At 69.2% G+C, this 11,773-nt stretch carries 11 protein-coding genes; 1 reads left to right on the forward strand and 10 read right to left on the reverse strand.

What is annotated here, in order from left to right:
• The 8 genes from ACI7YT_RS16920 to purM form a co-directional block, all read right to left on the reverse strand.
• A complete protein-coding gene (locus tag ACI7YT_RS16920) occupies positions 1 to 2,031 on the reverse strand; it encodes a beta-galactosidase (RefSeq protein ID WP_406247157.1) in 2,031 nt (676 codons plus the stop codon).
• The gene (locus ACI7YT_RS16925; protein WP_406247158.1) at positions 2,028 to 2,948 is read right to left on the reverse strand and encodes a carbohydrate ABC transporter permease; all 921 of its coding nucleotides are present in this window, start codon (positions 2,946 to 2,948) and stop codon (positions 2,028 to 2,030) included. Before ACI7YT_RS16925 ends, ACI7YT_RS16920 begins: the two co-directional genes overlap by 4 nt.
• Complete coding sequence (locus ACI7YT_RS16930) at positions 2,945 to 3,886, reverse strand: carbohydrate ABC transporter permease (RefSeq protein ID WP_406247160.1); 942 nt, start codon at positions 3,884 to 3,886, stop codon at positions 2,945 to 2,947. The genes ACI7YT_RS16925 and ACI7YT_RS16930 overlap by 4 nt, the downstream gene beginning before the upstream one ends.
• 56 nt (positions 3,887 to 3,942) lie before the next feature.
• Entirely contained in the window at positions 3,943 to 5,244 is a 1,302-nt protein-coding gene (locus tag ACI7YT_RS16935; protein WP_406247162.1) for an ABC transporter substrate-binding protein, read from the reverse strand.
• Positions 5,245 to 5,443: 199 nt separating this feature from the next.
• Complete coding sequence (locus ACI7YT_RS16940; protein WP_406247164.1) at positions 5,444 to 6,361, reverse strand: aldo/keto reductase; 918 nt, start codon at positions 6,359 to 6,361, stop codon at positions 5,444 to 5,446.
• A gap of 83 nt (positions 6,362 to 6,444) precedes the next feature.
• A complete protein-coding gene (locus ACI7YT_RS16945; protein ID WP_406247166.1) occupies positions 6,445 to 7,749 on the reverse strand; it encodes an MFS transporter in 1,305 nt (434 codons plus the stop codon).
• A complete protein-coding gene (gene purF / locus ACI7YT_RS16950; protein ID WP_406247168.1) occupies positions 7,746 to 9,218 on the reverse strand; it encodes an amidophosphoribosyltransferase in 1,473 nt (490 codons plus the stop codon). Before purF ends, ACI7YT_RS16945 begins: the two co-directional genes overlap by 4 nt.
• Before the next feature lie 6 nt (positions 9,219 to 9,224).
• Entirely contained in the window at positions 9,225 to 10,340 is a 1,116-nt protein-coding gene (gene purM / locus ACI7YT_RS16955) for a phosphoribosylformylglycinamidine cyclo-ligase (protein ID WP_406247170.1), read from the reverse strand.
• A gap of 77 nt (positions 10,341 to 10,417) precedes the next feature.
• On the opposite strand from purM, the gene ACI7YT_RS16960 reads away from it, so the two are divergent.
• Entirely contained in the window at positions 10,418 to 11,023 is a 606-nt protein-coding gene (locus tag ACI7YT_RS16960) for a zinc-binding alcohol dehydrogenase (protein ID WP_406247171.1), read from the forward strand.
• 3 nt (positions 11,024 to 11,026) lie between these two features.
• On the opposite strand, the gene ACI7YT_RS16965 is transcribed toward ACI7YT_RS16960, so the two are convergent.
• On the reverse strand, positions 11,027 to 11,350 hold the full coding sequence (locus tag ACI7YT_RS16965) for a potassium transporter Trk (RefSeq protein ID WP_406247172.1): 324 nt from the start codon (positions 11,348 to 11,350) through the stop codon (positions 11,027 to 11,029).
• A gap of 45 nt (positions 11,351 to 11,395) precedes the next feature.
• A complete protein-coding gene (locus tag ACI7YT_RS16970) occupies positions 11,396 to 11,764 on the reverse strand; it encodes a sterol carrier family protein (protein ID WP_406247174.1) in 369 nt (122 codons plus the stop codon).
• Positions 11,765 to 11,773: the final 9 nt, after the last annotated feature.

Here is an 11,773-nt window from a genome sequence, read left to right on the forward strand (position 1 = left end):
TCACGCCACGGATTCTATGACGACGCTCGCCGCCTGATCCTCGCGCACGACGGCGACTCCACCGGGGGCGATGACGAGGCCTTCGGCCAGATCGGTCGCCGTGAGCAGATCCGTTCCGCCACCGCTCACGCGGACCGGCTCGCTGCCGTGGTGCAGGAGGAAGAGGTAATCGGCCTCCGCTCCCCGACGCCGAACCGCTTCCACGCCGAGCGCTGCGGAACCCGCCAGCGTCGGACCGGCGCCCACCGCCGCGGCCTGCGCCGCGAGGAACGCGTCCCGTGAGGTCTGGTCCAGGCGGGCCGAGAGGTACACGGCGACGCCGTCGCCGACCGCGGATTCGGTGACGGCGGGCGCACCGGCCAGCGGCCCGTCGGCGTAACGGTGCACGACCGCTGCGCCCGTCACGTCGACGCGTTCGGTCCACTCCTCGGCCGTCAGGCCGTCGCTCAGGGCGAGCTTCTCCCCCGGCGCGAGCGGCAGGATCTCATCGACACGGATGCCGAGCAGGTCGCGCAGCAGGCCGGGATATCCACCGCCGAGCACCTGCTGGTTCTCGTCCGCGACACCGGTGAGGTAGGAGACCAGCAGCCGACCGCCGGCGTCGACGTAGGCACGCAGCCAGTCGGCGACCACGGAGTCCATGGCGTACAGGGTCGGGACCACGAGCAGTCGATACTGCGAGATGTCCGCACCGGGGCGCACGAAGTCGGTCGGGATCCCGGCGCGCCAGAAGGACCGGTGCGTGGCCCGCGCTTCATCGGAGTAGTTCATCGACTCGTTCGGCAGGTGCGGGGTCTCCAGCGCCCACCAGCCCTCGGCATCCCACACGATCCCCACCTGTGCGTCGACGAGGGGGCCCGACGCCGGCGGCTGCGTGACCTCGGCGATGGATTCGAGTGCGGCGCCGAGCTGCACCACGGTGTCGAACCCGCGACTCGTCCCGCCGCCGTGCGGCACGAGCGCGCCGTGCCACTGCTCTGAGCCGCCCGCTGCGGCCCGCCACTGGAAGAACAGCGAGCTCTGCGCCCCTCGGGCGATGTAGCCCAGCGAGTTGCGGATCATCCGGTCCGGGGTCTTCGCGAACGTGCGATTGCCGACGCGGATGCCGGTCGCGTTCTGCTCCATCAGGACCCACGGCCCACCGGCCCAGGACCGGGTGAGGTCGGAACCGTACGCGACGTGCGCCTCGGCATCCGGTCCCACCGTGTCGAGATAGTGATCGATCGACACGATGTCCTGCGCATCGCTCCAGGACCACTGCTCGAGGTGGTTCCAGGTGGGCAGCATGAAGTTCGTGGTGACCGGCGCCGACGAACCCGACGCACGGATCTCCTGCTTCTGCTCCTCGAAAGCGGCCAGCATCTCATCCGAGGAGAAGCGTCGGAAATCGACCACCTGGGTCGGATTGTGCAGATACTGGGTCGCCATCGGCGGCTCGATCTCGTCCCACGATCCGTAGCGCTGCGACCAGAAGGCCGTGTACCACGCCGTGTTCAGCGCCTCGAGCGAACCGTACCGATCCTGCAGCCAGCGGCGGAAGGCTGCTGCCGCATGCGGACCGTAGTCGAGCGTGCCGTACTCGTTGTGCAGATGCCAGCCGCGCAGGCCCGGATGCGCGCCGTACCGGTCGGCGAGGAAGCGGGCGATCCGGCGGGATGCCGCGCGATAGACGGGGGCGCTCACGGCGTAGGTGTCGCGCGATCCGTGGCGCAGCCGGACGCCGTCGGGCCGCACGGGCAGCGCATCGGGATGCGCGAGGCTGAACCACGGCGGCGGCGACGCCGTCGGGGTCGCCAGGAAGAAGCCGATGCCGGCTTCGTCGAGCAGCTGGATGATCTGATCGAGCCAGTCGGCGTCGTACTCCCCCTCGCGGGGTTCGAGCATCGCCCAGGAGAAGACACCGAGCGTGACGGTGTTCACCCGTGCGCGCTTCATCAGCGCGATGTCGTCGAGCCAGACGTCCGTGGACCACTGCTCGGGGTTGTAGTCCCCGCCGAACAGGAAGCTGCGGGGTGCGAATACGGTACTCATCCCTTGAGCCCTCCGCTCACGAGGTCGAGACGCCAGTAGCGCTGCAGCACGAGCATCATGATGATCAGCGGGATGATCGAGACCGCCGCTCCGATGATCGCGAGGCTGTACAGCGACGGCGTGCCCGAGCCCTTCGAGAGCAATGTGTAGAGCCCCACGGTGAGCGGGTACATCCGCTCGTCCGAGAGCATGATGAACGGCAGCAGGAAGTTGTTCCAGATGCCGACGAACTGCAGCAGGAAGATCGTGACCATGCCAGGCACCATCATCGGCAGCGCGATCGAGGTGAAGATGCGGTAGTCGTTGGCGCCGTCGATCCGCGCGGCCTCGATGGTCTCGGACGGAACCGCCGACGATGCGTACACCCGGGCGAGGAAGATCCCGAACGGCGAGATCAGCGACGGCAGCAGCACCGACCAGTAGGTGCCGGCGAGCCCCATCTGGGACATGAGCAGGTACTGCGGGATCGCGAGGGTGATGCCCGGCAGCAGCACTCCGGCGAGGATCGCGTAGAACCAGATCTGGCGACCAGGGAAGTCGTACTTCGCCAGCGCGTAGCCGGCCATCGTCGAGACGAGCGTGGAGAGCACGGCCCCGCCGATGGCGTAGATGGCGCTGTTGTACGCCCACATCCCGAACTGCCCGCCACCGTAGGCGAACAGGTCGCCGAGGTTGTCGAACAGGCTCGTCCCCGGGATGAAGGTGAACGTCGTGAAGAGCTCGGTGTTGGACTTCGTCGACGCGATCACGACCCACAGGACCGGTACCAGGCAGTAGAGCGCGCCGAGGATCAGGACGGCGCTGGCGATGACGGGGCGCTGCTTCGCCCCGCGCCGACCGATGCGGGAGTCGCGAGCGATGCGTGCGCCGGTAGCCGGGCGGGACGCGGTGGCGGGCGGTGCCGTTGTGGTGTTCATTCGTTCCATCCGAATGCTCGACGCTGCGTCACGCGCAGCAGGATGACGGAGATGACGAGCGTGCCGAGCGCGAGGACGACCGACGACGCCGCGGCGAGCGACAGGTCGTCCCGCGTGAACGCGTCACGGTAGATCTTCATGAGCGGCACCCAGGTCTGGGAGATCTCGTTGGTCATGGGGCGCAGCGTGGTCGGTTCGCCGTACACCTGGAGCGTCCCGATCAGGGAGAAGAGACCGGTCAGCACGAGCGCCGGCGCCACCAGCGGCACCTTGATGCGCCACGCGATGTTCCACTCCGAGGCGCCGTCGATGCGTGCGGCCTCGTAGACCTCGGTCGGGATGCCGCGCAGCGACGTGTAGATGATGATCATGTTGAAGCCGATGGCACCCCAGATCGCGATGTTCGCGACGGACGGGTACAGGCTGGCTCCGGAGAGCACCACGACGTCGGGCAGCCCGAACTGGTTGAGGATCCAGTTCAGCGGGCTGGTGGAGGGCAGGTAGAGGAAGCCCCACAGCAGCGACGCGATGACGCCGGGGACCGCGTACGGCAGGAAGATCGCGATGCGCGAGAACTTCGCCGCACGCACACGGGGCAGATCCAGCAGCAGTGCGAACAGCAGCGCGAGACCGAGGGTCAGCGGGACGGCGATGAGGCCGTAGATCGCGAGTCGCCCGAATCCGGCGAGGAACTCGGGATCGGTGAACGTGCGGATGTAGTTCTCGAATCCGACCCACGTCTCGGCCCGGACCCCGAAGGGGCCCTCACCGCTGACGCGCATCCCGCGGAAGCTGAGGATGATCGCGTATCCGATCGGGATCGCCAGGAAGGCGAGGAAGAGGATACCTGCCGGCAGCAGGAAGACATAGGGCACGACCCATCTCGATCGAGGGGTCTTCCGCCGCGCAGGGGTTCGGACGTCTGCGGCAACACTCATTTTCGGGCTCCTTCAGGGGCGGGGTGCCGGCGGCATGACCGCCGGCACCCGCACGATCACTCCGCGGTGACGTCGAATCCGGACGTCTTCATGTCGTCGACGACGACCTTCTCCGTCTCGGTCAGCGCCCCGGACAACGGCGTCCCGTTCGTCACGGCAGCCGACATCGCGTCCTGGAAGGCGCTGGAGGCCACGTTGACGTTCGGGCCCCAGCTGATCTCCGGGATGGTGTCCTCGGCGATCTGGGCTGCGATCTCCCAGTAGTCGTCCTGCTGCGGCATCAGCGCGGGAGCCTCGGCATCCAGCGTGAGCTCCTGCCCGGTGAGCGAGGCCGGGTACTGACCCTCCTGGATCTGGATCTGCGCCGCCTCCTCGGACGTGCCGATCCACGCTGCGAACTCCGCCGCGGCTTCGGCGTGCTCGGACGAGGTGGTCACGACGGCCGCGGATCCGCCCTGGAATGCGACGGCGCTGTCACCCTCGGTCCACTGCGGCAGCGGAGCCATCGCCCACTGGCCTGCCATGTCGGACGCGACGCCGTTGATGACGCCTGCGGCCCAGAGCCCGGCGGGCCAGGACAGGACGTTTCCCTCGTTCAGGCGCGCGTTCCACTCGGGCGTGAGCAGCGGCTCGGCCAGCACGAGGTCGCGGTCGATGAGGTCCTGCCAGTAGTCGGCGACGGCGACGGAGGCCTCGTCGTCGAAGTCGACGGTCCACTGATCACCGTCGACGGTCCACCACTCGGCTCCGGCCTGCTGCGCGAAACCGGCGAAGCCGCCGAACTCGGCGGGCGCGAAGGTCGTGATGTAGGCATCGGGATCGGCCGCACGCACCTGCTCTGCCGCGGTGGCGAACTCCGCCCACGTCGTCGGCACCTCGATGCCGAGCTCCGCGAAGCGCGCCTGGTTGTAGGTCAGCGCCTGGGGGCCGGCATCCTGCGGGACGCCGTAGCTGGTCCCGTCGAACGTCGCCTGGCTCCACACACCCGGTGCGTACTCCTCGGCGAGGTCGCCGGTGTATTCGCTGATGTCGGCGGCGACGCCGGCGACGATCATCGCCGGCAGCGTGTTGTACTCCACCAGCGCGACGTCCGGGGCGTTGTTCGCACGCTGAGCGGTGACGAGCTTGGCCGACGAGTCGCCGCCGCCGCCGGCATCCGTGTGCTTCACCTGGATGTCGGGGTGCGCCTCGTTCCAGGCATCGACGAGCGGCTTCTGGGTGGTTCCCCAGGCCCAGTACTCGAGCGTGATCGGACCGTCGGCGGTGTCATCCGACCCGCTTCCGCCTGCGCAGCCCGTCAGGGCGAGAGCGGCGACGGCGACGGATGCCGTGATTGCGACCAGCTTGCTGCGTTGCATTCTCTGAATCTCCCTCGATGTGATCGCCGATGCGCGGAATCACACTCGCGGTGATGCGCTCAAGACCGGCTCCGCCATTATGTACCGCTGCGGAACAAATAGTCAATTCGCGGATCCCTCACGCAGATCGGAGGGGTCACGGGGTCGACGAAGACCCGTGAGAGGTCCGGCCTCTCACGGTGCCCGTCGCCTCAGCGACTCAGGCGTAGCGGCTGTCGTCGACCGGCGACGGTGCGGACCCGAGTGCATCCACTTCCGCCCAGAGCGCGTCGGGGATGAGCGTTTCGACGAGCTCGTCCGACTGCGCACGCCGCCCCGGCCTCGCGACCCCCACAACGGTCGAATCCACGAGAGGCGAACGCAGGGAGTATTGCAGGGCGACCGCGGCCAACGGTACCGAGTGCGCGGCGCACACGTCCTCCAGCCGCCCGACCCAGGCGAGCAGGTCCGCGGGGGCTGGGCGGTAGTCGTACAGCGCGCCGTCGCGCGCTCCGGTCACCAGCAGGCCCGACCCGAAGGGGGCGGCGTTGAACACCGTCATGCCCCGCTCCTGCGCGTCCGCGAAGACGGGCGCCGCCGACTGATCCACCAGAGTGAACCGGTTGTGGATCAGCACGGCGTCGAAGACGCCGGTGCCGACGTAGCGCGCCATGAGCGGCACCGGCGCCGCGGCCACGCCGATGGCGTCCACGCGTCCGGATTCGCGCAACTCGATCAGTCCCGCGACGGCGCCCTGCGGGGCCATCGCTTCGTCGAAGGTCACGGTGTACGGATCATGCAGGTGCAGCAGCGGAAGTCGCTCCACGCCCAGTCGCGCAGCCGTCTCGTCGAAGGAACGCAGCACGCGGTCACGATCGAACGTCCCCGTGTCGGGGTCGCAGTCGACCTTGGAGATGACCTTCTCCCCCGCCGCCGCCCCGATCCGGGCGATCGCGAGTCCGAGGACGGCCTCCGAGCGCCCGCCCGCGTAGTTGTTGGAGGTGTCGACGAATCCGTGGTGGCTGGTGAGCAGGTCGATCGCCGTCACGATCGCCTGCTCCTCCTCGGGCGAGCCCGGTTCCGTACCACGACCGAGGCCGGACGTGCCGAGGGTGAGCGGGGTGACGGTGAGAGACATGGCATCCGTTTCGTGTCGCGGGTCGGACTCGAACCTATCAACCGCCGACCGGCGCCGGCGCACACCCGTGGAAGCGTCGCGTCTCACCAGCGGCCGTGCCGCGACTCCCACTCGTCCTCGACCGTGCGACGGCGTGCCGCGATGAGGCCGAACGGGATAGACGCGATCACGACGGCCGCGAGCAGGAGGAGCGGTGCCGTCCACGCATCCGTCGCATCATGCAGCATGCCGACGAGGAACGGGAAGGCCGCGGCGAGGAGGTAGCCGACGCTCTGCACGAAGCTGCTCAGGCCGACCGCGCTCTCCGGCGTGCGTGCGCGGATGCTGATGAGCACGAGCGCCAGCGGGAACATCATCGGCAGGAGCCCGAACAGCGCGACCCAGATCCACACCGTCACCGGATTCGCGAAGAACAGCAGCCCGACGATTCCGAGGAGGCCGCTCGCCGCGGCGACGAGGAAGATCGCCCTGGTCGCCTGGAAGCGCACCACGAGCACCGGCACGATCAACGACGACGGCAGCCCCATGAACGCGAACAGCGAGAGCAGCAGCCCCGCGGTGGTGGCGTCCACTCCGGCGACACCCGTGACGATGCTCGGCAACCAGGCGAACGACACGTACGCCATGGTCGACGAGGCGCTGAACACGATCGCGATCGACCACGCGAGCGGAAGCCGCGCGAGGCGCGCGAACACGCGCGCTCCCGTCGGCGCGATCTGAATCGGACCGGTCGCGAGCGTCACCGGATCGAGTTCGGCTCCGGTGCCCGCCCTCGACGGCGCGGGCGCGGCATTCATCGTCTCGGTCCGCGCGCGCACGAGCATGATGATCCAGGGAAGAAGACCCGCGAGCGCGAACACGCCCCACATGCCGAGCGAGACGCGCCAGGTGGAAGCATCCGCCACGGGCACGGCGACCAGCGGAGGCAGGAACGTCGACACCGACATCATGGTCGTGTACAGCGTCATCATCAGCCCGAGCCGATCAGGGAAGTACTTCTTCACCAGCGGCGGGACGAGGATGTTGCCCATGCCGACACCCGCGAAGATCAGCGCGGTGGTCAGCATCAGCGTCACGGCGTCGACCGACAGCCCGCGCAGCACGAGGCCGGCGACGATCGCCGAGAGCGCGACCAGCATGACGCGCTCCAGCCCGAGGCGCCGCTCGAGCGACGGCGTCGCCAGCCCGAAGATCGCGAAGCACACCGGCGGCGCGGTGCCGATGAGGCCCAGAACCGTCGGGGACAGCGGGAAGTCCGCGGAGATCTGACCGATCAGCGGCGACAGGGATGCGACGGCCGAGCGCAGTGAGAACGCGCACAGCAGGATGCCGACCACGGCGAGCGCCCGCCCGCGCCAGAGCGGACGTGCACCCACGTCCGGCGTCACGACGTCTGCGTGCTTTCCACCCAGGCGAGGTACTCGTCCGAGACGCTTCCGGTGACGTAGTGGCCGTCGAACGGGCTGAGGTCGAGGTCGGTGAGCGCCGAGCCCTCGGTGATGGCGGCCTTGAGGTCCTCGACCTCCTGGTAGACCAGGTGGTCGCAGCCGAGCGCCTCGGCGATCTCGGGGATGGTGCGCCCGTAGGCGACCAGCTCGTGGCGCGACGGCATGTTGATGCCGTATACGTGCGGATGCCGGATCGGCGGTGCCGCGGAGGCGAAGGTCACGGACAGCGCCCCGGCATCCCGAGCCATCTGGATGATCTGCTTGCTGGTCGTTCCGCGAACGATCGAGTCATCGATGAGCAGGACGTTCTTGCCCTGGAACTCCGTCGACATCGCGTTCAGCTTCTGCCGGACGCTCTTCTTGCGCACGGCCTGGCCGGGCATGATGAACGTGCGGCCGACGTAGCGGTTCTTGTAGAAGCCCTCGCGGTATTCGATGCCCAGCTTGCGCGCGACCTCCATCGCAGCAGGGCGCGATGAATCAGGGATCGGCATGACGACGTCGATCTCGTCGAGCGGGACGTGCTTGGCGATCGTGTCGGCCAGGCGGTCGCCCATCCGCAGGCGGGACTCGTAGACCGAGATGCCGTTCATGATCGAGTCCGGGCGGGCGAGGTAGACGTATTCGAACGCGCAGGGCGCGAGCTGCGTCACGGGGGCGCACTGATGAGTGAAGAGCTCTCCGTCGCTCGTGATGAACACGGCTTCTCCCGGCTCGACGTCGCGGACGACCTCGTAGTCGCCGTTCTCGAGCACCAGGGACTCGCTGGCGACGACCCACTCGTCGCGCCCCTCGGCTCCGGGAACCGTGGACGGTCGCTTTCCGAGGATGAGCGGACGGATGCCGAAGGGATCGCGGAATGCCAGCAGGCCGTATCCCGCGATCACGGCGATCACGGCGTACGCACCCTCGATGCGCTCATGCGTCCGGGTGACGGCCTCGAAGATGCGCTCCGGGTCAAGATCGACCAGCGACGTCGTCTCCTGCAGCTCGCCGGCGAGCACGTTCAGCAGCAGCTCGGTGTCGCTCGAGGAGTTCAGGTGGCGGCGGTAGCGGTGCGCCATCTCGGCAGTGAGCTCGCGCGTGTTGGTGAGGTTGCCGTTGTGGATGAGGATGATGCCGTACGGCGCGTTCACGTAGAACGGCTGGGCCTCCTCTTCGCTGGACGCGGTTCCCTTGGTGGCGTAGCGGACGTGGCCGAGGCCGACGTTGCCGAGCAGGGACCGCATGTCGCGCGTGCGGAAGGCCTCGCGCACCATGCCGGAGGCCTTGGCCATGTGCATGACGCCGGTCGACTCCGCCGTGGCGATGCCGGTGGCGTCCTGCCCCCGGTGCTGCAGCAGCAGCAACGCGTCGTAGATGTCCTGGTTGACCGGGGCGTTCCCGACGATTCCGACGATGCCGCACATGGGGTGTTACTTCGCTCCGTCCGCGTATGCGCCGACGAGGCGCACCGCTCCGCCGTCGACGCCCTTGGCGCCCTCTTCGAAATCGCCGGCCGGCCGAGCGCCGGTGGAGACCGTCGCGACCTGCCATGCGGGGATGCCCTCGGCGGCGAGGGCGGTGATCGCGGCATCCTTCTTCGCAATGTCGACGACGGCGAGGAAGCCGATACCGAGGTTCCAGGTGCCCTCGGCGGACTCCAGCGACGATCCGGCGATGTCGCTGAGCACGCGGAAGACGGGGCTCGGCGACCAGGTCGAACGGTCGATCTGGGCCCAGCTGCCCTGCGGCAGGACGCGCGCGAGGTTGGCGGCGATGCCGCCACCGGTGACGTGGCTGAGCGCGTGGACGCCGCCGCCGAGCGACGAGATGAGGCGCAGCAGCGGCAGCGTGTACAGGCGGGTCGGCTCCAGGAGAACCTCGCCCCAGGTGGTGCCGAAGTCGGCGGCGTTGTCGCCGTACCCGATGCCGGCGCCGGCGACGATGTGCCGGACGAGCGAGTAGCCGTTGGAGTGCAGCCCGCTGGAGCCGAGCGCCAGGACGACGTCACCGTCTTCGACGTGGTCGGCGCCGAGCACGGCATCCGCCTCGACGACGCCGGTGGCGGCGCCGGCGACGTCGTAGTCGCGGGGGCCCAGAAGGCCGGGGTGCTCCGCGGTCTCGCCGCCGACGAGGGCGGTGCCCGTGGCGGCAGCGCCCTCGGCGATGCCGCGCACGATGTCGGCGATGCGCTCGGGGACGACCTTGCCGCAGGCGATGTAATCGGTCATGAAGAGCGGCTTCGCGCCCACGACGACGATGTCGTCGACGACCATGCCGACGAGGTCCTGGCCGATCGTGTCGTGCTTGTCGATCGCCTGCGCGATCGCGACCTTCGTGCCGACGCCGTCGGTGCTCGTCGCGAGCAGCGGCTTGCGATAGCTCAGCAGGGCCGACGCGTCGAAGAGGCCGGCGAATCCGCCGACACCGCCGAGCACTTCGGGTCCGTGCGTCGCGCGCACGGACGACTTCATCAGCTCGACGGCCAGATCACCGGCAGCGGTGTCGACGCCGGCTTCGGCATAGGGATTGGTGGGAGAGGCAGCCACGCCTCAAGACTACCGCCGCGGACGGGGCCGCGAATCCCCGGATGCCCCTGCCCTCGGAGTCCTCCTACGATGGGGCTATGTCCGACAAGCCGCAATGGCTCATTCGCGAGGATGCGAGCGTCCCCGTGCTCGTCGCGCTCGCCCTCCGCCAGGAGCTCGGCGTGCGCGCTCCGGAGGACCTGCCCGTCCTGCGCGACCTCGCCGTGCGGGCGCCGGATGCCGTGGATGCCACGCCCGCTCTCGAGAAGCAGTGGCGCGAGTACTGGGACATGACGGTCGAGCCGCGGGCGCACCCGGCATCCGTTCCGCTCGAGCTGGTGGACGGGTTCGACACCCTCGTCGCGCTCCCCCAGGCCGGAGCCGAGGAGCTGCGCGCCGCGATCGCACCGCACGCGCAGTCGTCGCTGGAGTACGCGCGGGCAGCGCATCGACGCTATTCCGACACGATGCGCAACTCGACCGGCGGAGACGCCTACCGGGCGTACGCGTCGGCGATCGCCGAATTCGAACGCGACATCGGTCGGCGTGCGCATTCGTTCGAGCTGAACGTGCAGGTGCTGCCGTTCTCCCAGCGCGGGATCTGGTGGATCGGTGCGCTCACGGTCGCTGTGACGGATGGTCTGCGGCGGGACGTCGTGGCGTTCGACACGGCCATCCGGCCGGTGATCGCCGAACTCGCCTGACGGTCAGGCGGTCTCGTCGTCCGTGATGACGGTCTCGTGGTCGACGCGGACGACGCGGTCGTGGCGTCTCGCGGTGCGCTCGAGGATGAGCGCTGCGACGCCGCCCAGCGCGAGGCCGATCGGGACGGTCCACAGCAGGGCGAAGCCGAACACCTGGCTCGGCGGATAGACGACGCCCAGCGCCGCCGACTCCTCGTAGCTGCCGACCATCGTGACGATGCCAGCGGCGATGATGCCGAGGACGATGCCGAGACCCATGAACACGCCGAACCGCGGCACGCGGCGGACGGTCGCCTCGACGGTCTCGTGGGAATCGGTGGGAGCCATGCATCCATTGTCCCACCGCGAGGCTGTGCGCGCGCCCGTCTGCCGCTACGGGCGCAGCGGCAGCAGATCTGCCAGATCGGCGCGGGTGCCGGAAGCGCTCACCCGCCCGGATGCCGCGGCATCCGCCCAGGGTTCCGTCCCCGTCGCGACGGCGATCCAGGTGGCTGCGTCCATCTCGACGACGTTGGGCGGGGTGCCGCGCGTGTGCCGTGGCCCCTGTACGACCTGAACGGCGCCGAACGGCGGGACGCGGACCTCGACGCTGTTGCCCGGAGCCTTCTCGTCCAGCAGCTGCAGCAGATAGCGCACGGCGGTGGCGAGGTCGGTGCGGGCGGGCGTGGTCTCGGCGTCCTGCGCGGCGCTGACGGCGGCGAGCGCCGCGCGCCCCGCCACCGTGTCGATCTTCCGCGCCATGGCTCCAGC

The organism is Microbacterium sp. M (assembly GCF_045181065.1).
Taxonomy (GTDB): Bacteria; Actinomycetota; Actinomycetes; order Actinomycetales; family Microbacteriaceae; genus Microbacterium.